This window comes from Candidatus Nitrospira salsa (assembly GCF_965152625.1).
Window position 1 is genome coordinate 810,533 of the sequence record NZ_CBCUCO010000004.1, and the last position, 26,492, is coordinate 837,024.

At 48.3% G+C, this 26,492-nt stretch carries 27 protein-coding genes and 1 tRNA gene; 23 read left to right on the plus strand and 5 right to left on the minus strand.

Features of this window, described 5'->3' with window-relative positions; genetic code table 11:
* The first annotated feature begins 537 nt into the window (after positions 1 to 537).
* On the plus strand, positions 538 to 1,401 hold the full coding sequence (locus ACWQXP_RS17790; RefSeq protein WP_454064197.1) for a shikimate dehydrogenase: 864 nt from the start codon (positions 538 to 540) through the stop codon (positions 1,399 to 1,401).
* Positions 1,398 to 1,913 (plus strand): shikimate kinase, encoded by a 516-nt coding sequence (locus ACWQXP_RS17795; protein WP_454064198.1) that lies wholly within the window; start codon positions 1,398 to 1,400, stop codon positions 1,911 to 1,913. Before ACWQXP_RS17790 ends, ACWQXP_RS17795 begins: the two co-directional genes overlap by 4 nt.
* A gap of 474 nt (positions 1,914 to 2,387) precedes the next feature.
* On the opposite strand, the gene ACWQXP_RS17800 is transcribed toward ACWQXP_RS17795, so the two are convergent.
* The gene (locus ACWQXP_RS17800) at positions 2,388 to 2,951 is read right to left on the minus strand and encodes a Uma2 family endonuclease (protein WP_454064199.1); all 564 of its coding nucleotides are present in this window, start codon (positions 2,949 to 2,951) and stop codon (positions 2,388 to 2,390) included.
* Between the two features lie 186 nt (positions 2,952 to 3,137).
* Here ACWQXP_RS17800 and ACWQXP_RS17805 point away from each other — a divergent pair, with 186 nt between their 5' ends.
* The 11 genes from ACWQXP_RS17805 (at position 3,138) to ACWQXP_RS17855 (ending at position 13,393) form a co-directional block, all read left to right on the plus strand.
* A complete protein-coding gene (locus ACWQXP_RS17805; protein ID WP_454064200.1) occupies positions 3,138 to 3,656 on the plus strand; it encodes an MEKHLA domain-containing protein in 519 nt (172 codons plus the stop codon).
* 211 nt (positions 3,657 to 3,867) lie between these two features.
* Positions 3,868 to 4,953 carry a glucokinase gene (glk, locus tag ACWQXP_RS17810; RefSeq protein ID WP_454064201.1) on the plus strand — a complete coding sequence of 362 codons (1,086 nt, stop codon included), beginning with the start codon at positions 3,868 to 3,870 and terminating at the stop codon, positions 4,951 to 4,953.
* Positions 4,953 to 5,666 (plus strand): ribose-5-phosphate isomerase RpiA, encoded by a 714-nt coding sequence (gene rpiA, locus ACWQXP_RS17815; RefSeq protein WP_454064202.1) that lies wholly within the window; start codon positions 4,953 to 4,955, stop codon positions 5,664 to 5,666. The genes glk and rpiA overlap by 1 nt, the downstream gene beginning before the upstream one ends.
* Before the next feature lie 675 nt (positions 5,667 to 6,341).
* On the plus strand, positions 6,342 to 7,871 hold the full coding sequence (locus tag ACWQXP_RS17820; RefSeq protein WP_454064203.1) for a DegQ family serine endoprotease: 1,530 nt from the start codon (positions 6,342 to 6,344) through the stop codon (positions 7,869 to 7,871).
* A gap of 63 nt (positions 7,872 to 7,934) precedes the next feature.
* Positions 7,935 to 8,318, plus strand: a complete 384-nt coding sequence (locus tag ACWQXP_RS17825; protein WP_454064204.1) for a cupredoxin domain-containing protein — start codon at positions 7,935 to 7,937, stop codon at positions 8,316 to 8,318.
* A 201-nt stretch (positions 8,319 to 8,519) separates the two neighbouring features.
* Positions 8,520 to 8,597 (plus strand) — tRNA-Glu (locus ACWQXP_RS17830).
* Positions 8,598 to 8,800: 203 nt separating this feature from the next.
* Positions 8,801 to 9,907, plus strand: a complete 1,107-nt coding sequence (locus ACWQXP_RS17835; RefSeq protein WP_454064205.1) for a deoxyhypusine synthase family protein — start codon at positions 8,801 to 8,803, stop codon at positions 9,905 to 9,907.
* A gap of 128 nt (positions 9,908 to 10,035) precedes the next feature.
* Positions 10,036 to 10,722 (plus strand): DsbA family protein, encoded by a 687-nt coding sequence (locus tag ACWQXP_RS17840; RefSeq protein ID WP_454064206.1) that lies wholly within the window; start codon positions 10,036 to 10,038, stop codon positions 10,720 to 10,722.
* Positions 10,723 to 10,793: 71 nt separating this feature from the next.
* Positions 10,794 to 11,078, plus strand: a complete 285-nt coding sequence (locus tag ACWQXP_RS17845) for a hypothetical protein (RefSeq protein ID WP_454064207.1) — start codon at positions 10,794 to 10,796, stop codon at positions 11,076 to 11,078.
* Between the two features lie 14 nt (positions 11,079 to 11,092).
* Positions 11,093 to 12,529, plus strand: coding sequence for an aldehyde dehydrogenase family protein (locus ACWQXP_RS17850; RefSeq protein ID WP_454064208.1), 1,437 nt, complete (start codon positions 11,093 to 11,095; stop codon positions 12,527 to 12,529).
* Between the two features lie 273 nt (positions 12,530 to 12,802).
* Entirely contained in the window at positions 12,803 to 13,393 is a 591-nt protein-coding gene (locus ACWQXP_RS17855; protein WP_454064209.1) for a pyruvoyl-dependent arginine decarboxylase, read from the plus strand.
* 431 nt (positions 13,394 to 13,824) lie between these two features.
* Here ACWQXP_RS17855 and xth read toward each other — a convergent pair whose 3' ends face one another.
* Positions 13,825 to 14,604, minus strand: coding sequence for an exodeoxyribonuclease III (gene xth, locus ACWQXP_RS17860; protein WP_454064210.1), 780 nt, complete (start codon positions 14,602 to 14,604; stop codon positions 13,825 to 13,827).
* Between the two features lie 128 nt (positions 14,605 to 14,732).
* Here xth and ACWQXP_RS17865 point away from each other — a divergent pair, with 128 nt between their 5' ends.
* Entirely contained in the window at positions 14,733 to 15,368 is a 636-nt protein-coding gene (locus tag ACWQXP_RS17865) for a hypothetical protein (RefSeq protein WP_454064211.1), read from the plus strand.
* 122 nt (positions 15,369 to 15,490) lie between these two features.
* On the opposite strand, the gene ACWQXP_RS17870 is transcribed toward ACWQXP_RS17865, so the two are convergent.
* The 3 genes from ACWQXP_RS17870 to ACWQXP_RS17880 all read right to left on the minus strand — a co-directional run bounded on the left by ACWQXP_RS17870 (position 15,491) and on the right by ACWQXP_RS17880 (position 17,900).
* Positions 15,491 to 16,090, minus strand: a complete 600-nt coding sequence (locus ACWQXP_RS17870) for a DUF2726 domain-containing protein (RefSeq protein ID WP_454064212.1) — start codon at positions 16,088 to 16,090, stop codon at positions 15,491 to 15,493.
* Positions 16,087 to 17,250, minus strand: a complete 1,164-nt coding sequence (locus ACWQXP_RS17875; RefSeq protein ID WP_454064213.1) for an anhydro-N-acetylmuramic acid kinase — start codon at positions 17,248 to 17,250, stop codon at positions 16,087 to 16,089. The genes ACWQXP_RS17870 and ACWQXP_RS17875 overlap by 4 nt, the downstream gene beginning before the upstream one ends.
* 245 nt (positions 17,251 to 17,495) lie before the next feature.
* Positions 17,496 to 17,900 (minus strand): GNAT family N-acetyltransferase, encoded by a 405-nt coding sequence (locus ACWQXP_RS17880; protein WP_454064214.1) that lies wholly within the window; start codon positions 17,898 to 17,900, stop codon positions 17,496 to 17,498.
* 74 nt (positions 17,901 to 17,974) lie between these two features.
* Between ACWQXP_RS17880 and ACWQXP_RS17885 the strand changes: the two genes are divergently transcribed.
* The 9 genes from ACWQXP_RS17885 (at position 17,975) to ACWQXP_RS17925 (ending at position 26,401) form a co-directional block, all read left to right on the plus strand.
* Entirely contained in the window at positions 17,975 to 18,154 is a 180-nt protein-coding gene (locus tag ACWQXP_RS17885) for a hypothetical protein (RefSeq protein WP_454064215.1), read from the plus strand.
* Positions 18,155 to 18,402: 248 nt separating this feature from the next.
* Complete coding sequence (locus ACWQXP_RS17890; protein ID WP_454064216.1) at positions 18,403 to 19,134, plus strand: alpha/beta hydrolase; 732 nt, start codon at positions 18,403 to 18,405, stop codon at positions 19,132 to 19,134.
* Between the two features lie 10 nt (positions 19,135 to 19,144).
* The gene (locus tag ACWQXP_RS17895) at positions 19,145 to 19,471 is read left to right on the plus strand and encodes a BolA family protein (RefSeq protein ID WP_454064217.1); all 327 of its coding nucleotides are present in this window, start codon (positions 19,145 to 19,147) and stop codon (positions 19,469 to 19,471) included.
* A gap of 14 nt (positions 19,472 to 19,485) precedes the next feature.
* A complete protein-coding gene (locus tag ACWQXP_RS17900; RefSeq protein ID WP_454064218.1) occupies positions 19,486 to 19,812 on the plus strand; it encodes a glutaredoxin family protein in 327 nt (108 codons plus the stop codon).
* 784 nt (positions 19,813 to 20,596) lie between these two features.
* Positions 20,597 to 21,262: a tetratricopeptide repeat protein gene (locus tag ACWQXP_RS17905; RefSeq protein WP_454064219.1), complete on the plus strand. Its 666-nt coding sequence runs from the start codon at positions 20,597 to 20,599 to the stop codon at positions 21,260 to 21,262.
* Positions 21,263 to 21,355: 93 nt separating this feature from the next.
* Positions 21,356 to 22,096, plus strand: coding sequence for a type IV pilin protein (locus ACWQXP_RS17910; protein ID WP_454064220.1), 741 nt, complete (start codon positions 21,356 to 21,358; stop codon positions 22,094 to 22,096).
* 308 nt (positions 22,097 to 22,404) lie between these two features.
* Entirely contained in the window at positions 22,405 to 23,073 is a 669-nt protein-coding gene (locus tag ACWQXP_RS17915; protein WP_454064221.1) for a type II secretion system protein, read from the plus strand.
* 432 nt (positions 23,074 to 23,505) lie between these two features.
* Positions 23,506 to 25,203, plus strand: a complete 1,698-nt coding sequence (locus tag ACWQXP_RS17920) for a GspE/PulE family protein (protein WP_454064222.1) — start codon at positions 23,506 to 23,508, stop codon at positions 25,201 to 25,203.
* Positions 25,196 to 26,401, plus strand: a complete 1,206-nt coding sequence (locus ACWQXP_RS17925; RefSeq protein ID WP_454064223.1) for a type II secretion system F family protein — start codon at positions 25,196 to 25,198, stop codon at positions 26,399 to 26,401. The genes ACWQXP_RS17920 and ACWQXP_RS17925 overlap by 8 nt, the downstream gene beginning before the upstream one ends.
* The last annotated feature ends 91 nt before the right edge of the window (positions 26,402 to 26,492 follow it).

The window sequence follows — 26,492 nt, forward strand, 5'->3', positions numbered from 1 at the left end:
CTACGGAAGGGGGGTGAGTTCATGGCCAAAGTCGTCAAGAAAAAGCCAGTAAAGAAAGCCGCCGTGCGTGCGAAGAAATCTTCGACTCGCAAAAAAGCTTCTCGATAATTCGAGGGGTCAGTTCTTCATAACTGTACCGGGGAGAGCGTTGCTTCTCCCCGGTTTCTTTTTTTATCCTCACTCGGACCTTGATTACTCCACTTCATCGCGGTCACGTCTATAGCCGGTTCAAATAAATTCCGCATGTTTGAAGTGAGTCATCGCGCAGGGTTAGTTGATATGCCTCAAATGGACTTGGACATTTCTCAAGTAAACATCAGCAGGGTTATTCAAAACGCTCTCGTTTGAGATATGTCAAAAAACTCGTGGTTTTCCGGGCTATCGTGTCCAAGCATACCTGCTTCTCATGATTTGGATTCGTTATAGTCACACCCTGTTGTTCTTCCTGAGTTGAGTTTTCCCTTATGAGTATGTGATAACTGCAACCTGATCTATTCATGTATAGAAGTGGGCAATGACACACGTGGGGATTGTAGGATGACGATGACTATTACGACGGAAACACAATTATGTGGAGTGCTGGGTAATCCTGTTCACCATTCATTATCGCCGGCGATACACAATGCCGCCTTTCACCATCTCGGGCTCAATTTCGTCTATTTGGCATTGCCTGTGACGAAGGATGTGGAGGGGGCGATTCGTGGCATTCGAGCGTTGGGGAATTTGCGCGGGTTTAGTGTCACGATTCCTCATAAAGTTGCGGTCATGCCGTATTTAGATGAAATCGATGCGACCGCGCGTCATATTGGATCGGTCAACACGATCGTCAAGGAGCAAGATATCCTGACTGGATATAACACGGACGCAACGGGAGCACTTCAGGCTCTTCGCTTCGGTGGGGCTCAGCTCAAAGGGCAGAGAATATTACTTCTTGGGTCAGGTGGGGCTGCACGGGCCATTGCCTTTGGGCTAGCTGTTGAAGGAGAGATTGAAAATCTCACAATTTTGGGAATTGACGAAGCTGAAAGGGCATCTTTAGTCAATGATTTACGTGAACGAACGGCTGTTTCTGTCAATCAGGCTCCGATCAAGCAGGAATCACTCGCATCAGGAATTGCTGACTCTCATGTGCTGATTCATTGTACGCCAATTGGCATGCATCCCCATGTTGACAAAAGTTGTGTTGATAAAGCTCTGCTAACACCAAACGTGGTCGTCATGGATATTGTCTATAATCCCCTGGAAACACAGCTTCTGCGGGACGCTCGGGAAGCCGGCGGCAAAACCATTCGCGGGGTTGAAATGTTTGTGAATCAAGCCGTGGGGCAATTTGAACGATGGACCGGGCAACCTGCCCCAGTGGATGTCATGAGAACGATCCTTGAGGAACATTTCCGATGAACATCGTGCTGATTGGATATCGTGGTACCGGCAAAAGTACTGTGGCGAAGTTGTTGGGCCAGAAATTAGGCCGAAACGTTGTCTCCACGGATGCTGAAGTGATTGCAAAAGCGCAGTTACCGATTCCTGAAATAGTCGAAAAGTTTGGTTGGGATCATTTTCGACAGATAGAAACAGAAGTCTGTCAGGTATTAAGCACGCAAGAAAGTCTAGTCATCGACACTGGTGGCGGAGCGATCTTAAAACAGGAAAATGTGATCGCCCTCAACACCAACAGTGTGACTTTTTGGCTCACAGCTGAAATCCCGACCATTGCGTCTCGGATTGGTGGTGACACACAGCGCCCTTCCCTGTCAGGAACCAAAACGTTTGTCGAAGAAATCGAAGAAATCTTGCACGAACGAACGCCAAAATACCAAGCTGCCGCCGACCACATCATTCCTACCGATCATTTCTCACCTGACCAAATCGTTGAATCCATATGTTCCCTTCTTCCGGACTCCTGTCGTTGACCGCTACGCTTATCATTGCCTAATCTTTAGCCAATTTCTTTAATATGAATATTGTTCAATGTGATATTTTGTATAGAAAAATAATTACGGTAGTTAGCTAATCGAATTAAACAGGTGGAGGTAAACATAAGCAGACAATCCTCGTTCCTATGGTGTTCTTGGAAGAAGCGCAAAAATATAATCCATCTTTCGGTAGCACAATTGCTAGCATAAGAAAAGATGGAAACATTGTTAATTATAGACCGGACCCAAGTTTTGAATAACCTCTATTTTCCTACAAACGATGAAGTGCCGTTGGTCTGTCAGTCTTTGCCTGTCTCATTTTCATAGGGTAGGCATAATACGATGAATGAAAATTTTTCTGAAAATAAAAAGGTATTGTATGGATGATTCATGAATGGGAGATTGCGAAGGGATAAAGTTCATTCTGTAAAACATCAAGCTGTGAGCATAGGAGATGAAACACGGTCTTATTTACGAAAAAACGTCCTTAAGAGTGATGGAAAATCCTGGAAGGAGGGAAGTTGAGAGGCTTGTTTTAGGCTGTTCGGTGGTTGATTCTTCGATGACAACATAGCGACGTTCTTTCAAGCGAAAGATTTTTACTGTTTCGAGTTCCGGATCAACGATCCAATATTCCGAGACCTGATAACGTTTATATAATGTTCGCTTCGTTCGTTCATCGCGTCGTCTGGTCGAATCGGAGTGAATTTCGACAATGAAATCAGGCGCGCCTTGAATGTTTTCACGCGTGACGATGGGTTGTCGCGATTTTGTGATGAATACCAAGTCAGGTTGTACAACGTCGGTCTCGGAAAAGACTACATCGGTTGGAGCGGCTAACACGAGTCCTGCAAGAGTGCGCTGGCAATGATGATGGATATGGGCAATGAGATTAGAGGAAATTCGTTGGTGTTTGGTGAGTGGGGCTGGCGTCACGTAATGTTCTCCCTCAATCAATTCGTGGCGGTTCCCATCTTCTGGAAATTCGAGGTAATCCTCATACGTAAATTTGAGATCGGTTGGAGTCGATGCCATGATGTCTATTTTTTCTTCACATACGGAGAGGTTTTTTGATTGATCCTTATCATCTTCAGCATAAAATATTGTTCAGCAATTCGCTATGATTAGGCATTGGAAGCATTCGGAGTCCTGCCGATGAGATCTCTTTGCGTGAATCAAATGCAAATGAACGTCATGGTCTAGACATAGGTGATATTGAATGTGAGCGATAATCCAACAGATTCTCGAAAGCCAGATGCAGTAGCGGTCTGGCAACAGCCGAATGTGGTGGAGTGGGTCCAGCTTCTGTTGAGTAGCTATCGACAGTGGTTGGCGAAAGAATTGATTGACCGTGCTGGGACGTTTCAAGAGCAATCTGAACGATTGTTCGAAAGTTCGTTGATTGTGGTATCGCATGGTCTGGAAGATGATCCAATTTTGAACTATGGCAATCAGAAGGCGTTGATTCTCTGGGAAATGGATTGGAGTCAGTTCACCCACACGCCATCTCGTCTGACGGCTGAGCATATAAATCAAGCAGAACGCGCTGAGATGCTGCGGAAGGCGAAATCTCAAGGCTACATCGATGATTATCGAGGCATCCGTATTTCAAAGACTGGCAAACGGTTTGTAGTGGAACGAGCGATTGTCTGGAACGTTGTGGACTCTCAAGGGTTACGTCATGGGCAGGCCGCCACGTTTTCAACTTGGTCCTATGTGGATGCCGATAGTCATTCGTGAATCGTCGCTCGTGAAGCGTGAAATCCAAGACGGGAGATGGGTATTATCAGACGAAAGACGAGATACGAGCGACATTTTCATGACTTTTTAAGGGTCCTTGCGCCGTTGCTTTTGTATCCGCTAAGGTGAGCATCATCGATTCGCTCGAGTCTCAATAAATAAGAAAGAGCGTGCCCTTTTCATTATTAACGTAAGTCCTGAGTAGGTCGTCATGATTCTTGCGGGAGACATTGGGGGGACCAAAACCCTGTTGGCATTATTTGACTGGAACGGTTCGCGGGTTGAGCCAATTCGCGAGGACTCGTTTTATAGTCAGGACTATGAGTCGTTAGAAGACATCATTACCGAATTTCTTGAAGAAGAGGACACGGTATCTTCCTCAGATTTGGACTCAGATGAAGAAGATGAAAATCTAGACGAGTCTTCCGATTCTCCTCGACTATCCTCAGCGGAAATCCGTGCGTCGTTGACAGGAGTCTGTTTTGGGGTTCCGGGGCCGGTCATTAATAATATCTGTAAGACAACCAATTTACCCTGGGTCATCAAAGGCGAAACGTTAGCAGACTTTCTTGAGGTCAAAGATGTTCGACTGGTCAACGACCTCGAAGCGACGGCTCATGGACTCTTAGTCTTACGGCCCGATGAAGTGGAGTCATTAACCCCTTCAGTGGCCTCAAAAAGTTCCGGGACTCGCACGCTCTTAGCGGCTGGAACTGGATTGGGGGAAGCCACTTTATTCTGGGACGAGACACGCTATCATATTTGTCCTTCTGAAGGAGGGCATGCGGATTTTGCCCCGAATAGTGATCGAGAAATCGAATTACTCCGGTATCTTCGGAGCAGTTATTTGCATGTGAGTTACGAACGGGTGTTGTCTGGACCCGGGTTGCATGCCATTTATCAGTTTCTTCGGGACACGAAGAAAAATGAGCCAACGTGGTTTGCTGAAACATTACCTACTGGAGATCCATCAACCCTGATTACCGATGCCGCTTTAGCCGGAAAGCCGGAAATATGTGTCGAGTCGTTAAACCTGTTTATCTCCATCTATGCGGCGGAAGCCGGGAATATGGCATTAAATACTTTGTCTTATGGTGGCGTATATTTAGGCGGAGGAATTGCACCGAAAATTCTGCCGATGCTTCGTGAGGGGGGCTTTATGAAGGCCTTTCTGGCCAAAGGCCGATATAAACGGTTGTTATCGACGATTCCTGTGTACGTCATTCTCAATCCACAGGCGGCCCTTCTGGGTGCTGCGTCTTTGGCCGCAGGGCTGACTCATAACAAAACGAACTAATGCCTACCGAATCGGATTCAACTCTCTCTCCCCATTCTCTAAAAAAAATGGCTGCCGAAAAATCTCTTGAATATATTCAAGATGGTCACACGGTGGGATTAGGGACGGGTTCTACGGTGAAGTATCTGCTTGAAGCCCTTGCTCCATGCGTCAAAGCGGGACTACGAATACAGGGCGTGCCGACTTCTCGGGAAACCGCAACCTTAGCCACACAACTCCACATTCCAATCTTGCCGGATGAAGATGCGTGGGAAATCGATGTGGCGATTGACGGCGCGGATGAGGTCGATTCTCACTTCAACCTCATCAAAGGCGGTGGCGGAGCCTTGCTTCGTGAAAAAATTATTGCTGCCAATGCCAAGCAGTTTGTCGTGATTGTTGATGAAGGGAAACAAGTGACATCGTTGGGAGTATCATTTCCTCTCCCTGTTGAAGTCGTTCCGTTTGGGTGGCCAAGTACGATGAGAGCGATTGAGCGATTGGGGTATCAGGCGACCCGACGAGTGCGAGATGGCCACGCCGTTGTGACGGATAATCATAACTATGTGTTTGATGTGCAAGGAAAGGCTCTTGAAAATCCTTCAATGCTGGCACAGCAGTTCAAAGATATACCAGGGGTTGTTGAGACCGGGTTGTTTGTGGGAATGACTTCGATCCTTATTGTCGGGACGCCTCAAGGTGCCGTGATCCATCGTCATCCTTCTACCGTGTAAAAATCTTCTCCCTCTGATTTTTCAAGGCCATTGTATGGAAATATTGTCATTAAGAAAATTTACGACTTTGGTGTTACGTAATAGTTGCTATAACCGATTCGAATAACTTCCAAAGCTTGAAGTGTATAATTTCGCTGTGCCAATTTGAATCGCTCAACAGGAAATTAATTAGATTTGCTATAGTATTTAAGTGAGTGATTACGCTTAACTCATTCAAACTGGTATGATAAATAAAGGGTTATAGCGAATCCAATTAATTTTCAGCTAAATTATTAAGGCTTAGGCGACGATTGTTCGTAACCGGGCGCACCCTGATAGGCACTGTGCTTGAAAGTCGTGCTGTCCCTAAGATGTCGGTAGAAGGTCGCCTAGGCGACAGTTGTTTTCTGTCCCCCTCAGATGACTGAATGGGCAGCAAAGAGTCCTCCTTTGGTTCCTCTTGAAGTCTTTATTACAGGTCGCCTAGCAGAGTACTCCTACGGCCTCAAGTATCGGAAGGTTATACCCGCTTGGATTGACTGACAATGATTGACGTTTTCTATCACGTATTGGATATCAAAATTGCACGAGTTGGCGCTTTATCGTTTCGGTATAACTGAAACGGTTATAGACCTGTTCGTGTTGGCGATAGAGTTGGCCCTGGTTTTAGTTTGTCGTGGCTGAAAGGAGCGATTCATGCGAGGGGTTTGTCGCAATTATTTGTGTTCTTCTATACCTCAACGATCGTTTGGCATTGGAATAATCATGGCTGTTTGCATGCTCAGTGCATTTGTCCAATGTTCTGATGTTCCCGGCAGCTCTGCTCCGGTTGCTGAAGCAACAGTCCCGGTGACTGAGCCCAAGCCGGAGGCTCAGGCGATGAACGTGGCCACCGTGTCCCTTCCGTCGAATGATACCTTTATCAAAGTTTCTAAAGAGGCTATGGCTTCAGTGGTTAATATTTCGTCAAGCCGAAAGGTTGGTCAATCAAAAGAGTCTCAACAATCGCCGTTTTTCAATGATCCCTTTTTTCGACGATTTTTTGGGGAAGAATTTGAGGAAAAATTTAAACAACCTCGCCGGAGGAAGGAGCAGGGATTAGGGTCGGGTGTCATCGTACGGGCAGATGGATACATCGTCACCAATAATCACGTCGTTGAGAAGGCCGATGAGTTGACGGTGCTGTTTAGCGATAAACGGAAATTTCCTGCCAAATTGATAGGGACCGATCCCAAAACCGACCTTGCCGTAATTAAAGTCGAGGCGACGGGCTTACCGACTTTACCGTGGGGGAATTCAGGCGCGTTGCAAGTCGGGGAAATGGTTCTTGCAGTTGGCAACCCATTTGGATTGAATCAAACCGTCACGATGGGCATTATCAGTGCCGTGGGTCGAGCCAACATGGGGATCGTGGATTACGAAAACTTTATCCAAACGGATGCCGCCATCAACCCCGGAAATTCCGGGGGAGCTTTGGTGAATCTTTCTGGGCAACTGATTGGTATTAACACGGCTATTTTCTCACAGACCGGCGGGTACATGGGAATAGGCTTTGCCATTCCAAGCCGAATGGTGAAAAATGTGATGGAGAGTTTGATTGGACATGGAAAAGTTATTCGCGGCTGGCTGGGAGTCTCGATTCAAGAACTCACTCATGATTTGGCGGAGCAATTTCAGGTTCCGAATACGACCGGTGCATTAGTCGGAGATGTGTTTGCTGACAGTCCTGCAGGACGTGCTGGTGTGCAGCGCGGCGACATTATTCGACACTTTAATGGGAAGCCAGTAAAGGACCCCACTCATTTGCGGTCACTTGTAGCGGAAACCCCACCCAATTCTGAAATCTCTCTCTCCGTTTGGAGAGATGGCGAAGAACGTGAGTTGAATGTTGATATCGGAGAGATGCCGAAAGACGTGACGGCGCTATCGAGTACATCTGAAGGTCAAACGACAGGGAAGCATGTGCTTTCAGGTATCACGGTGCAAACGGTACCGTCCGGTCAACATTCTGATGATCGAGGAGTGCTGATCTCCCATGTAGAGCCGGATTCTCCTGCAGACCGGGCAGGTCTTCGCAAGGGGGATATTCTTCTTGAGGTCAATCGAGAAGCGATACGAACCATAGAAGATTTTGACACTGTTGCAAGTGATCTTGAAGAAACGACGTCGGTGCTTGTGCTGTTGAAACGTGGTTCGAGAACGATTTTTCTCACAATCAAACCCTAACGTGAAACTCTGGGTCCTGCGAGGTCAATATAGGTGAAAACGCACACGAGGCCTTGGTCTGCCATGTCTGTCATGATTGCGACGATGTTTCCCGTCTTGATACTCGGACTGTCATATTCTTTTAAGGTTTTCGCCGGTTCATCGACTGTGTCTATCCAAATTTATCAACAGCCCCCCTTCTTCTCTCCGCACAATGTTTCGGCTGATGCAGGATCGGTGATTCAATGGGAGAACAGAGGAAGGGAACTGCACTCCATTCTTGCAGACGATTGTCTACGACAGGCGAAATGTGCGTTTGAGTCACGGATGCTCGAACCTGGGGAACACTTTGTCATCTCCAATTTGCAGCCGGGCGATTATGCCTATCATTGCGGCATTCACCCCTTCATGCGCGGCTTCATTCGGGTTAAAGGGAGTAGTTGGGGCGCACCCTCATCGAGTATTTGATGTGGTGTCAAGCTGGGTTTTCGTGACAATTGGGTATGTCTGTTCACTCCAATTGTGACGATTGTTGTGATCGAACAAGGTTTATTGCGCAGAAATCACCCCTGTGATACAGTTTCGTTCCCTGGAACTGGGATGAAGACTTCTTGAAATTTTTGGTAGTTTCTTCACTGTTTCTTATTCAAAATGAATAGTACACAAATTGGTCCCATCGTCTAGCTTGGCCTAGGACGGCACCCTCTCAAGGTGCAGACACGGGTTCAAATCCCGTTGGGACCACCAGCCTTGCTGCCGCCTGCCCGGCTAGCCTGGTCTCAATGGCGAACGGGTGGGTTGGCGTGTTGGAATATCGTTCTACAATTTCACAGCTCGTGACTCGTGCAGTTAATCAGGAAGTCTCATAACCTACTCTTCTTTCATTTCTTTCGTCTGCGTTCCATTCGCACACATCTGCTAATCACCATAATCTGAGGTTCGTAATACTTATGCATACAAGACAATTTCATGATGGCAAACAAGATGGATTAGAACCACTTGAATCGCTTGATCCTCTCGGGGTCAACTCATTCTCGGACTTGTTGGAAGCGATGAAGAAAACGGCTTTTGGTGGACGCCGCCTGGGTGAGGCGTTTGATATTCTCACGAACATGATTGAAGATCCGGACTGCAAGGTGGTGCTGACGCTTTCTGGAGCCATGACCATTGCGAAAATGGGAAAAATAATCAGCACAATGATTGATCAAGGCATGGTGCAAGCGGTGGTGTCAACTGGTGCGCTGATGGCACATGGGATGAGTGAGGCCGTCGGAGCGACGCATTATAAATATCAGCCCACTATGAGTGATCCCGAGTTATACGAGAAGGGCTATAATCGCGTCTATGACACGTTGGAGATGGAACTCAACTTAAATCATGTTGAAGAAGTTGTGGGTGAAACCTTAAAGCGACTGTCTCCGGATGAACCGCTGTCTTCGGAACGCCTCAACCGGGAGCTTGGTCAAACCCTTGCTGATCAATTCGAAGGTCCTGCCATTCTCAAGAGCGCCTATGAAAAAGGGGTGCCTGTTTACATTCCAGCGTTTACGGATTCAGAGCTTGGCCTTGATGTCTCCATTTGGGCGATGGCTGAGCATTATCGCAAAGGACATGAGCTTCCTTCAGAGAAAGGAACCCCTCTCGATATTTGGACTCAACTACAGCAATATCGACCGACGTTTAACCCGTTTCTGGATCTTAATAGCTACACGGAACAATTATTGTCTGCCAAACGATTAGGGATTTTCACGATTGGGGGTGGTGTTCCACGGAATTGGGCGCAACAAACTCCTCCCTATATTGAAATACTCAATGTCCGACTGGGAACAAATTTGAAGCCTCCGCGTTTTCATTACGGAGTCCGGATATGCCCAGAGCCGGATTACTGGGGTGGATTGAGTGGTTGCACCTATCAAGAGGGCGTGTCGTGGGGCAAGTTTGTACCTCAACATGAGGGCGGGCAATTCTCGGAAGTGTTGAGTGATGCAACTGTGGTCTGGCCAATCTTGATGATGGGACTTCTTGACCGCATCTCAAAGAAACAGGCTCATGCTTAACTGAGTGAGTGATTCTGTCTCTCGTGTCTTAGACTCGACAATGACTTGTTGAGAATGACACAATAGACCGTCAACATACTCACTGTTCGGTCATTGTTAATCTCTGGGTGATAAAGAAACCAAATCCTATGTCTTCTATGAAAATGAATCCATCACGCAAGCGGGTACTCTGTTATTTCCGGGCTATCCTGTTTGGACTGTTGTTCTTCGTCGTGACCACTTTTGCAGGTGCTGAATCATCGACTGACTTTCTCGTTCGCGATAGCGACATTGTTAGGGGTGACCCCAACGCCCCGGTGACGGTCTTGGAATATTCAGATTTTACTTGTGGGTTTTGTGAAAAATTTTTCCATGAAACGTTTCCACGTCTCTTGTCTGACTACATCGATACGGGAAAGGTCCGCTTTGTGTATCGTGATTTCCCTCGTGCCCCTGGTGGCCCCGGTCTTCAAGCTTCTCAGGCAGCTCGTTGTGCCGGAGCACAAGATGCCTATTGGCCCATGCATGATCGGTTGTTCAATAGTGACCAACAGTTTTCCCCAGAGCAACTGACGGGGTATGCGAAAGAGCTAGGACTTGATACCGCAAAGTTTTCGGAATGTGTGGGTGGTGATAGTTACGTCAAGGCCATTTATCAGGATCGAATTGAAGGCGGAACGCTTGGAGTCCGCGGAACACCAGGATTTGTGATCTTTGTCACGTCACTTCCTAAAGATGGTGAGATGGTGATGATCCCTGGAGCCTTTCCCTATGATGTGTTTCAGGAAGAAATTGAAAAGGTGTTAAAATCTGTGCCATCGGAAACCGCATCGTAGCCATTCGCCCTCTCGTCAACCAGTACTTCGCGGTCATCGCGTTGTTTTAACATAAGGGAATGTAAAGTATTATGTCCGAATCTTCTGTCTATTGGTCTGTTGAATGTTCTCCTGGTGAACCAGACTTGTTTGTCTGTATGGATTGCCTTGATGAAGTGTTTAGAGCCAAGGTTCCGATGCAGGGCTGTCCAGGCTGTGGTGCCGTTTCAACCTTTGAGGCCTTTGCCTTAGAATCTTTGGTAGAATGGGGTACGCCGGAGTTAATTGCCAAAGCCCAAGCGACTGGAGCGCAACCTCAAGCGACTCCCGTGTCAGCAGATTCGACAGCATTGACTGATGGTCCGCTTACAACCTAACCTCCATGACGGCAATGTCGACAGAGACTCACCGACATTTTTTAATTGGCTCAGAATGGGTTCAGACTCCTCAAACTGAGCCGGTTCTCAATCCGTACAATCAACGTGTGCTTGCACATGTCTGTCAAGCCGGGGAACACGAAATATCTCAGGTTCTCCAATCAACCGCAGAAGCCTATTCGTTCCTAAAAAAATCCTCCGCGCATGTCAGGGCTAAGGGTTTGCAGCAGATTGCCGCCTCGCTTCGGCGTCGGCGCGAAGAATTTGCGAAAACGATTAGTGAAGAAGCGGGGAAACCAATTACGGATGCTCGCCGAGAAGTTGATCGTGCCATTCAAACATTTTTGATCGCCAGTGAAGAAACGACACGGATTCCAGGCGAAGTCATCCCGATGGACCGTATGCCGGGCATGGAGAGCTACACGGGTATGCTGCGTCGGTTTCCCATTGGCCCGGTGTTGGGAATTACTCCATTTAACTTCCCGCTTAATCTTGTTGCGCATAAAGTGGCGCCATGTCTTGCTGCTGGAAATCCCATTGTCATTAAACCTGCTCCTCAAACTCCACTCACCGCGTTGTTGTTAGGTGAAGTGGTCCTTGAGTCTGATCTTCCTGCTGGTTCGATGAATGTCGTTCCCTGCCAAACTCCATTAGCGGAAAAGCTTGTTCAGAGTGAAGGATTTCAGGCCCTGAGTTTTACTGGAAGCGCTGCCGTCGGATGGATGCTCAAGGCGAAGGCTGGGAAAAAACGAGTTCTTTTAGAATTGGGCGGGAATGCTGGAGTGATCATCGAACCTGATGCTGATGTGGATCTTGCCGTTCAACGGTGTGTCGCAGGAGGGTTTGGCTATTCTGGGCAAACATGTATTTCCGTTCAACGTGTCTACGTTCATGAGTCGATCTATGATTCGGTAGTCGACAAATTCCTTATACGGGTTCGCGATGTCGTCGTCGGTGATCCGGCTCAAGATGAGACGGTCGTAGGACCGCTTATTGACGAACGTGCGGCTCAGCGTGTTGAGTCATGGGTCAATGAGGCAGTCACTCAAGGGGCGAGGGTTCGTATTGGAGGGACGCGTCAAGGCTCAATGATAACACCGACCGTGCTGACGGATGTGGAGACCCACATGACGGTTTCCTGCCAGGAGGTATTTGGTCCGGTGGTGATGTTGAGCCCCTATCGACAGTTTGAGGATGCCTTACAGCAACTCAACGATTCGATGTACGGATTGCAAGCTGGCGTCTTTACGCAGAATACACAGAAGGTCTTTCAGGCTTTTCAGCAGCTTGAAGTTGGGACGGTTCTCGCCAATGAAATTCCGACATTTCGTGCCGATCATATGCCGTATGGCGGTGTGAAAGATTCCGGTCTTGGTCGAGAAGGCGTCAAGTATGCCATTCAGGAATTGACGGAACCCAAGTTATTGGTCTTGAATGTCCCTATGCCATGACTCTTGGAGGAATGGCGTTAGAAGGCTGAATGGTTTCTTCGTCATCAAAATGTAACATGCAATTATCGAGTTCTTTCTTGCACCTTGCCCTCGACTCTTGGTAAATAAGAAAACCTTGTGTTGAGCCTTTGTCAAACTATCCTTCATCTACTCACCCTTTCATAACACGACAACGGATTCATAACATGTTTCATCGAGTGCTGGTGTGTGCGGAAGGACAAGTCAGTGCAGGAAAATAGATGGTCTAGATCTTAAAGAGAAAGAGGAGGAGTTATGGTCCCAACACATATGTTTTTGACTCGGGGGGTCGGTGTTCATCGAGAAAAATTGACCTCTTTTGAGGAAGCGCTGCGAAGTGCAGGAATTGCGGCCTGCAATTTAGTCAGCGTATCTTCAATTTTCCCTCCAGATTGTAAAATCGTCCCACGGAAACGGGGAGAAAAACTCTTAAATCCAGGAGAAATTACGTTCTGTGTCATGGCACGATCAGAAACGAACGAACGAAATCGGCTCATCTCGTCTTCCATTGGGCTAGCGATTCCGACGGGGCGCGAATCCCACTACGGCTATCTCTCTGAACACCATGCCTATGGGGAAACGGATGAAGAGGCCGGAGAGTATACCGAAGACTTAGCGGCACAGATGCTGGCCACCACACTTGGAATCGACTTTGACCCTGATGTGGCGTGGAAAGAACGTGAGCAAGTCTTCAAAATGGGTGGAAGAATTGTCAAAACCCAAAATATCACACAATCGGCCATTGGAAAACCCAATCTTTGGACCACCGTGGTCGCGTGCGGTGTCTTTATTCCAGCAGAAAATGTCCTGGTAGAGAGTCGAAAAAAATCGTCTCGAAAAAAATAAAATTATTATAGCGAATCCAATATGGCGGTACCCTAGGCGACGGTGGTTGTATACCATCTCAGATGACTGAAGAAACAGTATAGATTCCTCCTCCGATCCTGTTGACATCTCGAGTACAAGTCGCCTAGTCGTGTAATATTACGCCTCAAGTATTGGAAGGTCATACCCGCTTGGATTATAGCGAATACAAATACGTTCCAGCTCAACCATGAGGACTTTCAACGCGATATCCCATGTGTCAAGAGTACGAAAAATCATTGAATCGGCTATAACTGACAATGATTGACGTTTTCTCTCACGTATTGGATATCAACATTGTGCAAGTTGGCGCTTCATCGTTTCAGTATAACTGAAGCGGCTATAAGTCTTAATGAAAAGTTAAAAAGCTATAAATATTGAATAGCTGCCAATACACAAATTTTTCTAGCCGACTACCGAGAAAACTCTGCCCACAACACCGTATGATCAGAGGGGTTTTCCGCTTTACGCGGACCGAGGTCAACTGCAACTTTTGTGCAGGCTTGTGCCAATACCGGTGTGGCTAAGATGTGATCAATTCTCCAGCCTCGATTATTCTCTAATGCGCTGGGTTGCCGGTAATCCCAAAACGTGAATTGCTGCCGTTTGGGGTAGTGCGCACGAAATACATCAACGAATCCCCAGGAAATCGTGTGCTCGTAGGCTTTTCGGACATCTGCATGAAAACAGACATGTTTGAGATGTGTTTCAGGGCTATGTACATCGACAGGTTCTGGGGCAACATTCATATCGCCACACCAGATGGCTGGTTTCTTGGGTGAGAGATGTTGCTGGAAATAGTGTTTGAGCCTTCTATACCAACCGAGCTTGTATTGATATTTGGGTGAATCGATCGAGAAGCCTTGAGGGACATAGGTGTTGAGGATGGGAATCCCATGAACGACGACCCGCATGAGACGCATAGGATCATCCGGATGCTCTTCGTCATCACCAAAGCCGGAAGAAACATGCTCGGGCAATGTTCGACTCAAGATGGCCACGCCGTTATACGACTTCATACCTCGAAACGCGATGTGGTAGCCTGTCTCAACGAAGGCTTCGAGAGGAAAGTCAGCATCCTGAACCTTCGTTTCTTGCAGGCACAACACGTCAGGCTTTTTTTTGATAAGCCAGTCGATGACAATGGGCAGGCGTCGACGGATCGAATTCACATTAAACGTGGCAATTTTCATAAGTACTCATTCGTATCTCGTCGTTCGTTGCTCGTCGCTTGCAAGGAAAGTTTTCTGATTTTTCTTTTGCGAGAAATGAACGACGATTCACGCTTGCGCGCAGGCACGAGCGACGAGATACAGTTGTTATGAATGACATTCCTATGACCCAATCGTTTTCATTTTCCCCAGAAGAAGTCGAGTGCTTTGCGGATACAACATTCTTTCGCACAAAAGCACGCATTACGGTCACCGTTCGTCAGTCCTTGGAAGCCCTTCATACGCGTATCCAATCAGCTCTCGTTGGAACGGACCTGATCGTCCCTCAGCGTTTTAACTCCGAAGCCGTCCAGTTTGTGAAAGGTGAACATCTGGAAGATTTTCCCTATCAATATCTCGACTTCCCTCGACACTATACGCGAGAAGAAAAATTTGCTTTTCGCACGCTCTTTTGGTGGGGGCACCATGTCGTTTTTGCTTTCATGTTGGAAGGCCCCAACATTCGACGCTACAAGGAAAATCTCATCAATCACTATGCGGATATTTGCGATCACCACCTCTGTCTCTGTTTGAGTTCTTCACTGTGGGAATGGAACCATGGTGCGGGATATACGATGGACCTCACGCGTGACCGAAAGTCTCAAGCTGCTGCAGTATTAGCCAATCGGTCATATATGAAAGTTGCCCGCTTCATTCCTATGAAAGACCCGCGTATTCAATCCGGGCTCGTTGCTGAGATTGGCGAAGAAACATTTCGCACGATGCTTCCCATAATCCGTCCGTAGGATCGTTGCTCGTGCCTGCGCGCAAGCGTGAATCATATCTCATCGTTCGTCGTTCGGAAAAGAAAGATCAGAATGATTTTCTTACACGAGATACGACATACGAGCGACGAGATACGTTTTCCTCAGTCCTCTTCTCCTAAACCCAAAAGCGTCAATACTTGTGGGACCGTGTATGATGTATTGGCATCGAGCGTGACAGTGGAAATACCTGCTGCTAGCAAGATGGCGGTTACGAGATGTTCCTTTTCCGAAGGCAGAATCACGGAGGATTCAGGAGATGTGATTCGAATGACCTTTTCGAGTTGAAGTGTCCCTGGATGAATCAACGCCAGATCGATCTTGATGTGTTGGATGGCCTTCATGATCCTTTTTCGCTTCTCACGGTTATCCTTCTCAATGGCGAGTACTGAGGAGAGGGGAAGTTTTGCGAGAACCAAATAGCTGTCTTGCACGGCCAAGCGGACCATATTAAATATTGAGGCTTCGGAGTTGAGAAAGAGCGACCGGGTTGAGGCCTCCACTTGGTCAAACTGTTGATCTGATGGCGTTTCGCTTGTGTGGGAATGTGCAGGCTGACGTCCCCAAATCAACCAAAGAGCCAGAGCGATGAGGACAAGGACGGTCATCAGGATGACCGGAAACGACGCGTCAGGTAACTGTGCAAGAAGAGAGGTGCCTTCTGCCATTATGCTGGACAGAGATGTTTCTATTGTGAGTGTCACGTCTTGATTCTCAGATGTCCCGGGGTGATGGTTCCCAACACAACTGGATGTCGAGCTCCAGTGACGGCTGGAACATTTGCGCAGACGCCATGAAAACTTTGGTAAGCAAGAACGGCGAAAGCGATGGATTCAAAGGCTTTGCTGTACGATCCGCACTCATCCATGGTGCGAACCGGGACTGGCGCAAATGTTTCTTGTAATGCGCTCATAAGTGCGGCGTTGAAGATTCCACCGCCACCGAGCACGACTTCATGAATGTCGTCTGCGATCCACGTTTGTGCATTGTGGATGGAATGTGCGAGGAAGCGGCAACAGGTTGCTAGGACGTCGGACCGTGAAAGACGACGTTTGCGAGTCCGTTCTAACAATTTCTTGACATAGGACTGACCAAATTCCTCCCTTCCGGTGGATTTGGGCGGAGGAGTGCGCAAAAAGGGATGCGACAGTAAAAATCGGAGAATCGTCGGGTCGACGTGACCGCGTTGTGCGAGTCGTCCACCGCGGTCTATTGTCTGTTTGCCGTTCGACAAGCGAGCGGTCACGGCGTCAAGCAACATGTTGCATGGACCTGTATCAAAGGCTTGCATGGATTCTAGAGGAGCTCCTGCAGCCAGGACCGTCACATTGGCGATTCCGCCAAGGTTCACGATGAGCCGGGACCGGGATCGATGCTGAAAGAAGAGGTGATGAGCATAGGGGGCAAGCGGGGCACCTTCTCCCCCGGCTGCCAGGTCTCGCGAGCGAAAGTCGGCAATGGTCGTGATGCCGGTTCGCTCGGCAATGACGGATGGATCACCGATTTGCAGGGTTGATCGAACGGGGCCAATGCCTGGTTCCCGCTGAGGCTTGGGAAGGTGATGAAGCGTTTGACCATGAGAGCCGATCAGTTTGACTTGTTGAGGTTTGAGCTTAGCTCGCTCAATGGCTCGAAGCGTGGCTGTCGCAAATACTTCGCCGATCAGTACGTTTAAGTGGCAGATTTCGGCCACATGCCCGCTTTCTGCGGCTGCCAGCACTCGCTTGCGAAGGGAAGGGGAATACGAAATGGTCTCAAAATATTTCAAGTGCATATTGAGACGATGTTGGCTTCCTCGAATATTCGCCAGGGCAACATCAACGCCGTCTGCTGAGGTTCCAGACATTAAACCGGCAACGATCATCGTTGAACACCATGGGTTTGGGTGAAAAAACGATGCCATGAAGAACGTGGGGAATAACGCGTCGTTCGTTGCTCGTCGCTCGTTGCTCGAAAAAGACGAGGAAGACTCTTTACACGAGCTACGAACGACGAGCGACGAGGTACGTTTTTTCCATTGACGAATGACGAGCGACGAGCGACGAGATACGATTCTGTGTTGTCAGACTTGAACTGGTGTGCATTCATAGGATTGGAGACAATGTTTAGTTAACGATGTTTACTGCGATTCCAGACCATGCCAGTTTGTTCTTGATCAGAAAAGCCTAAAGTCTTGTAAAAAGCCTGTTTATGCCTAGTGCAGAGCCAAAATAACTCAACGTTGCGGAGTGAAGGATGATCAAGAATCTGGCGCATGAGTGTGGTGCCAATATCTTTGCCTTGATGGTGTTGGTCGATAATCACGTCCCAAATTGAGGCACGAAACACATAATCAGTCAGGACCCGCCCAAATCCGATCAGGCGCGAGCTTTCCCAGGCTGATATAATTACATCGCTATGAGCCAGCATGGAGGACGTATCTTCCAGCGTTCGTCCGCTAGACCACTGGGCTTGCTCAAAGAGGGGGAGCAGCTTCTGGGGGGTGATATCTTTCGAGTCGGAAAATGTAATCATAGCTGGCGATTAGAGGCTGCTCTGTATTACACTAAATAGCTACCTAAAAACTAGTGATTGATGGAGATTGTTGTATGCCGATGCTCGTCAGAAAATGTCCTAAATGTAGTTTATTGTTTTGGATACCAGAACAAGACATCGTGTATTCCGATCCGAATACGATGAAGGTCATCTGCACACACTGCAAGCAAGTCCTCCGAATTCCCATGATCACGCAAGGGGCCAATGCCGGATCTCCCAAAATGGGACATTGAAAATCGTTTACCGGCGTTCTTCGTAGAGGAAACAACGTTTCTCGTTGCTCGGGCCTGCGTGCTGTAGCGCGCAGGCGTGAAGCGTCGCTCGCAAAAAAAGAATCTTTTCTTTTACGAAATACGAACGACGAGATACTAGCGACGAGCAACGTTTGTTTCCTCCATGAGAGATGATCCTGAAATAGAGTCGCGATAATGAAAAAAAGAATGTGGGTCGTGGAGTGTAACCCCTAACAACAGAAAAATCTATGCGAACTGAAAAATGGGCCGGACTTGAAATAGGTATAACCGGCGGGTCTGACCGTCAAGGCGGTGGCTCAGGACCTGTAGTCATGCTGCTTCACGGTTTTGGGGCTCCTGGAGATGATTTGGTCCCTCTGTGGCGGGTCCTTGATGTTCCTGACGAAACCCGATTTGTCTTTCCCGCTGCACCATTGTCCTTGAACTTCGGGTTCGGGGATTCCCGAGCGTGGTGGATGTTAGACATGGAGCGTCTTGCGCAAGAGCGTGCAAGCGGGAACTGGGCTCAATTAACGAAAGAAGTCCCGAATGGTTTGTCAGAGGCTCGCGAAAAAATTGTTGAGGTGTTGCAGACCGTCAAGGAAGAATTTCACGTTACACCCGATGAACTGATAATTGGCGGATTTTCGCAAGGAGCGATGTTGGCCTGTGATGCCGCGTTACGGGCCAATGAGTCATATGCCGGCCTGGTCTTACTCTCTGGCTCTTTGATCGCGAGCGATGAATGGGCATCTCTGGCTGGCAAGCGGAAGGGAATGCCGGTGTTTCAAAGTCATGGGACTGATGATCCAATCCTTTCTCCGGTCGTGGCGAAACAGCTCCGTGATATGCTGAAAGCAGAAGGGCTTACTGTGGAATGGCATGAATTTCGTGGAGGCCATGAGATTCCTATGAATGTTCTGGAGCGGCTGGGGATCTTCATCAGATCTGCTTTATATCGGTATGTGGATGAAGGCTAAGGGGTAGTGGATGCGCGATATCTGGAATTGCGCAACGAATAGTCGGTTGGCTATATTAGGTGAAAGAAGTCAATTACTCGCGAACTGGGGAGAATACATGATTAGCAAAGAAGATCTTACAATGTTTATTCAGCAATCGATGGCTGATGCAAAAGTTTCGATTGTTGATCGAACGGGAACCATGGATCACTTCAACGTCGATGTGGTCTCAGATATGTTCAAAGGGAAAAATTTATTAGATCGGCACCGAATGATTTACCAGGCGTTAGATGTTCCAATGAAAGATGGCCGTATACATGCAGTGGAGCTACAGGCAAAAACTCACGATGAAGCATAAGGAGAACAAATCCCATGTCCAATCCAATCGAAGAAGAAGTTCAACGCGAAATTAAAGAGCATAAAATCTTGATTTACGGGAAGGGGACGAAATCTGCCCCTCAATGTGGATTTACCGTAGAGACGATGGAGTTTTTTAATAAGTTCGGGCATCCCTATGAGCTGATTAATGTCCTCACAAACCCGGAAAAACGAGAATTTTTGAATCAGATGACGAATTGGCCAACCTTACCCAAGGTGTTCATCAATGGAACGTTTTATGGTGATACTGATGTGTTGGGGCCAATGGAACAAAAAGGTGAAATTGAACCGTTGCTGAAGGAGGCGTTCAAAACCGACTAACACGCTCTTCTTTCTCAGCGACACGTCACCCCCTGCTAGAAAAAAAACACGAAGCCTGCCTCTCCTGGCGGGCTTCGTGTTCCTACTCCGTTTCCTCTATCAGAATGCTTCTGAATATCCTGTTATTCGTGACGCTTTTGATTTCGTTCCTACTCATTTCAATACATTTTCTTCATGGTTCCTCTGAAGTTATTCATTGAGGGATATTTCACTCAGTCGTCGTTGTTTATTGCGAATTTAAAGAATTTCCAGTGGTGTGCTGAGGCCATGAACGTTCAACGCCCCACTCGTCATATCTGTCCAACCTTCACTGAGAATTCCTATGGTCATGCAATATGGTGGTCATAGATAGCCCCAGTGGATACGATCGTTCGCAAGACTAAGCGTCACGGGTGGGCAATCGATCATGGTGACCTTATCCTTTTAATACCACCAATCAGAGATATCCAAGTAACCCAGCGAAATTACTCACATCACACATTGAAAGTTAATTGATTCGGCTATACGCCTCAAACATTGGAAGGTTATACCCGCTTGGATGTACTGACAATAATTGACGTTTTCTCTCACGTATTGGATATCAACATCGTACAAATTGGCGCTGTATCGTTCCGGTATAACTGACGCGGCTATAGGAGATGAGTGCGGCATTTCAAGATCAAGGACGTACGTCAATGTCCCGATACAAGTAGCAAGAATCCCAAGTTGTGACGATTGAATATCATGGGAGTATTGGTGAGTGACGTCTCCCATCGGGATCCATGTATGAACAGAGGAGTCTGTCGTGAAGAGAACAACGAATTGGCTTAGCCGATGTGCCATCATCGTAGTCGGACTGTCTATATGTCAGGGGTGTGCAACCGATTATGAAAACGGCGGCAGTCTTCAATCGGTTAAAAATCCGGCAACGCTGGCACAACAAGGTCAGTTTACCAAAGCCGCCATTCTTCGTGGTTTGCACGATTCCTCATTGTTCAACGTAAAAGAATCAGTACGCGAAATTCGCATGGAAACACAGAACCTACCTGTGTCCATGCCCTCACCTCTGCCAGTCCGTCTTTCTCCGGAACCAGGCCACCCCATCATCCATGGTGAAAAATGGCATCAAGAACTAGGGCGGTCATTTTTTGTTCGTGGAAACTATGAAGCCGCCGCCGCCGCTTATCGACAAGCCCTTCGTCAGAATCAAGATGCGGCCGAAGCCTATGTGGGGCTTGGCAGTGCGCTCAGAATGCAAGGTCAAGTATCGGAGGCAATCAACGCGTATGAACAAGCCCTTCAAGTAGAGCCAAATTCTACCGCCGCACTCGTTCATCTTGGCTCTATTTATGCCGACGCCCAGACAGAACATCAGGATACTGAGAAAGCCAAGGACCTCTTTCGGCGTGCCTCGCAACAGGGCGACCCTTTTGCCAAGATTGCGCTACAAGGACTCGACTCCCGTTCATAACTTTGTAGGAAAACTCGGAAATCTTTCTGTTTCAGTTTGGCAGGTTGACAGATGAACGCTTACCTGCCTTGCGAGATCAACAGGTATAGATTCATGAACAGGCAACCGAAAGACATCACAACAAAGGAAAAATCTGAAAGTCAGGTGATGTTGAATTTACGAAAATTTGCTCTTCTTCATGCTCAGGGTGGCTTAAGCCTACTAGAAACAATTGGAGTGGTCTCCATTGGCGCCGTATTAGCGGCCATGACGCTCCCTCACGTCTATGGTTTGATCGCAGACTCCAAAGCCGAATCGCTCGTTTCATCTGTCAAAATTTATCAGCAAGCGATCAGTCGATATTATGCTGATGTGGGGACTCTGTTGCCCTTGGATTCTCAGGGGTTGCCTCATCTCGAACAGACGGGAAATAGCGCAAACCCCAACTCGCTTCCTGCTCAGCTCACACTTGTTGCGGGTGACCCGCGTGCTGGGGGTTCTAATTTGTGGACGAAGTTTCAGGGACCGTACTTGGAGAAATTCGATACGCAACATCCCCCAGAACTTGGTGGAGCCATGTATCTGCAGACCCATAAAGCACTGCCGTTAGGCGCCGTGGTCACCAGGAGTAATGATGCCTGGGATTTAAAAGGCGATAATGCAAGAAGCGATGTTCCGACCCAGGCTCATATCGTCGTGCTTCGTGTCACAGGAATTACTCCGGAGCAATTTCTCCGTATTGATAAGGTTGTGGAGTCAGACATTGGAAGAACAATGGAAGAGAGGCAGGTCAGAGGGCGGGCGAAATACGATCCGGTTGAAATGAGTCTTCACCTCTATCTGGCTCACCAATAATAGGGGAAAACGTTGCTCGTTGTTCGTGCCTGCGCGCTGTGTCGACCCCGCCATAGTAGTCTCTTGGCTACGACGGCCGGGAGCGCTCCGGCGCGCAAGCGTAAATCGTCGCTCGAAAGAAAAAGCTTCTGATCTTTCTTTTACGAGCAACGAGCAACATTTTTACTTTTATAGTCAGAAAGCCCTCAAGGCTGGAGAAAAGACTGCCGAAGAATGACAATGAAAACAGGAAACGAGAATGAAATGCCTTTATATGTGAACAAACCAATCATAGGGTCATCAACGAAGCCGCAAGAGGAGAGGGATTTATGAAGAATATGAACAAGGAACAAGGATTTACCTTGATCGAAATGATCGGTGTCTTAGCCGTCATTGCGATTTTGGTGGCACTGTTGTTGCCAAAAGTGTTCGAAATCATGGCTGAATCAAGAGCGAATGCGTTGGTGGCTGCAGTCAGAACGTATGAAACAGCAGTTGTTGATTATTACTCCGATCTGAGTACGCTGCTACCGCTAGATGCTGGTGGAACGCCAACAGCAGAAGCCACGGGGAATAGCACTGAGGCTACATCGCTTGGGGCACGCCTGACGCTGGATGTGAACGATGCCTTGAATACCGGTGCGAATAGTTGGGTAAGGTTTCGAGGTCCATATTTGGCAAAGTTTATCACCAATGTTCCGCCTGGTTTGGGAACGCAGGTCTTTATGCCGACGTCTAGCACGCCTGTGGCCTACGCTGCTGCGGCAGACGCCAGCAATATTGGTTGGGATCTGAATAATGACGGCGGTAGCGATATCCCGAGTAATTCTAATGTGGTGTATGTCTACTTTACGGGGATCAGCGATGCGGATTTTGACAAAGTCGATGCCATTCTCGATCCAGGCATTGGCGCTACGACAGCAGAGCGTGTCGTTCGAGGGCGGGCAAAATATGACGCCGCAACTGATCAAATGATGATTTATCTGAATCATGGATGAGACCAATGAGAATCACGAAGACCTTCCATCGAATCACGATTGAATGGGGTGTGAGTTTGGAGGTCAGGTGTCGTGAGTTTAGCCAAAGGCTTGGTTTTTAGGTACGTCGAATGATGAATGATGATGACATTTGTAAGGACACCGTCTATTGTCAAAACAGAACAGGATCATGTCCTCGGGCGTGGGAAATGTGTCGAGCAATGGTGCCAATCCTGGAAATCTTTATGTCCTAGGGGACCGTCACTGTGTACTTCCCGGCCAATTGATCGTCATCCAGGTGGATGGCGTATTGGACGTGCCTAAGTGGAGAGAGGAGGTGTTAGACAGCACTGACAAAAGAACGCTGAGTTCCACATCACCCTCACCATTCCCGATCGTCACCTCCGTCTCCTCCTTTCCTCGAACTCAATATTTTCGCAAGGTCAATGACGTATGAGTTCTTCTTTCGTTGAAGAAGCAGAAGCCACGCCTAAACCCAAGCGTCTTGGCGACCGTCTTGTGGCGGATGGTCTTCTCCTTGAAGATCAATTAAATCTGTCCTTGAAAGAGTCCAAACGTCTGGGCAAATTTCTCGGTGAAACACTCGTCAGCCTCGGGTTCATCACTGATGAAGTCTTAACGACGTATCTTGCCACAGAGTCGCAAGCCTCAGTTCTCGACCTCACGGACTATTTTATTCCTCCTGATGTGCTCGAGCTTGTGCCCCACGAACTGTCCGCACAATTCCAGCTTCTTCCCCTGAGTCGGAAGGGGAATCTCCTCAAAGTGGCACTCGTTGATACCTACAATGTCATGGCGGTCGACACGATTGAACGGGTGACTGGATTGAATGTCGAGGTGGTGACGGCTCCGCCGCAAACCATTGCCGACGCGATCGAACGGTATTACGCCCAAAGTGAGACGATCACCAACTTGGTTGATCAACTTGCGAAACAAGGCATCGGAGTATTGGGAGAACAGTCCGGCACCGAAGCGCCGATGATTCGGTTATGCAATCAGATCATCACGTTTGCCATTCAAATCCGGGCCACAGACATTCATGTCGAACCCGATGAACAGTACTTGCGTATTCGAATTCGCGTGGACGGACTCTTGGGCAGGGAAATCCTTATTCCGAAAGCGCTCCAAGCGTCGATCATTGCCCGATTGAAGTTGATGGCGACGCTCAATGTCACGGAGAAACGATTGCCGCAAGATGGGCGAATTCCCTTCACGTCGGGAACGAAGCGCGTCGATCTTCGTGTCTCCACCTTACCGACCAATTTTGGTGAAAGTTTAGTCATGCGAATCTTGGACAAGTCAGCAGTCCATTTGGAGTTTGGCTCGCTTGGATTCACCGAGCATAATCAGAAACGAGTAGAAACCGTTGTGCAGCGTCCCTATGGCATTCTCCTTGTGACGGGCCCAACCGGAAGTGGCAAGACGACCACACTCTATACCAGTTTGCGAGGAGTCAATGCACAAGAAAAAGGCGTCTTTACATTAGAAGATCCGGTGGAATATCAAATGCCGATGGTGCGTCAAACGCAAGTGAATCCTGGCATTGGCATGACATTCGCCACAGGTCTTCGTGCGTTGTTGCGGCAAGATCCCGACGTCATCATGGTTGGAGAAATTCGAGACCTGGAAACGGCAGATCTGGCGATGCGAGCCGCCATGACCGGACATCTGGTGTTTTCGACACTCCACACGAACGATGCGGTGGGTGCCATTCCCCGATTAATCGATATGGGTATTGAACCCTATCTCCTGGCTTCAGCGCTGTCTGGTGTGGTGGCTCAGCGGCTTGTCCGTCTGATTTGTCATGGCTGTAAGGAGGAGAGGACTGACGTCGAAGTTGTGTTGAAAGCGTTAAAGATTCCACCTCCGGTAGGACAAGAACCTCGGCTATGGATGGGAAAAGGGTGTCGGGCGTGCGGCATGACCGGGTTTCGTGGACGTCAAGGCATTTTCGAAGTGTTGCTCATGAATGAACAAATTCATTTGCCCATTGTTCAAGGACCCGATCTTCCTGCAATTCGAGCCATTGCCAAGCGGGATGGCATGCAGACAATGAAAGAAGACGGATTGGCCAAAGCCTTCGAAGGATTAACCACGGTCGAGGAAGTGTTGCGGGTGGTCGATGGGTAATTATAAATTTCGAGCGATCGATCAGGAAGGCAAAACCCATAAGGGGGTGACAAGCGCGGGTAGCGTCGATGAGCTACGCATTCGATTCAAAGAGTCCGGAAAGTTGTTGTTGGAGGCTAAAGAGACCAGTGCGGTCGTGACCGGCTCAAAAGGCAATGCGAAGGTTAAACCACAGGTTATTCTGGAATTTGTGACGCATATGTCCAGCCTGACACAGGCAGGTGTGCCAATACTTTCGTCACTGATGAGTTTGGCCCAGGAGGCCTCGCATCCGGAATTTGGACAAATCCTCGGGCGAGTGTGGCGTACCGTTGAAACGGGGATTCCGCTGCATGCTGCCATGAACCAATATCCTAAGGTCTTTCCGCCACTCGTCGTGAATCTCGTGCAAGCCGGAGAAGAAAGCGGAACGTTGCCTGAAACGTTTCAAGAGCTTCAGCGATATCTCGAATGGGTGGAACGAATGAAAGGCGAAGTCCGGCAGGCCGTGATCTATCCGGCCACGATTCTCACGGCGGTGCTGGGGCTGTTTATCATCATGTTTACGTTTGTGATCCCGCGATTTACGCCAATTCTTGAGAGCTTGGATGTTCCCCTTCCCTTAGTCACGGTTGCGGTATTGGCCTTTAGTAAGTTCATGGAAGGCGCGTGGTGGATATTGGGGATGCTGCTAGTTGGTGTGCCGGTGCTTGTGTGGATAATCAAATCCCGTATCCCGGGATTTGCCTTTTTATGGGATACCTGGACGCTCAAAGTCCCGATCTTCGGGCCTTTGAAAAGCATGTTGGCGCTTTCACGGTTCACGCACAATTTTGGTGTTCTCTACAAAGCGGGTATCCCGGTGTTGCAAGGCTTGAGTTTGTGTCAGCGGCTCGTCGGGAACCTTGTGATCACCCGTGCGTTAAAAAAGGTTGAGCAAGATGTGTCGGAAGGTGCCACGATTAGTAATGCGCTTCGGCAACATTCAGTGTTCCCACCCATTCTCATTCAAATGGTTTCTGTTGGAGAAGCGGCCGGCCGGCTCGATCAAACCCTCATGCATGTGGCGCATTATTACAATGAAGAAATCCCCAGGCGCGTGAAAAAAATCTTTGGCATTATGGAACCCATGATTACCGTCGGACTCATTGGGACGGTCGGTCTGGTTGCAGTCTCCATCTTTCTCCCAATGATGAGTTTGATGGGAGGGATGCGTTAAGAAACAAACGTGAAGCGTCGTCGTGCGTGAAGGGTGAAGCGTATCTCGTGAGGCGTGAGGCGCAAGACGAGACACGAGATATGTTCTTACG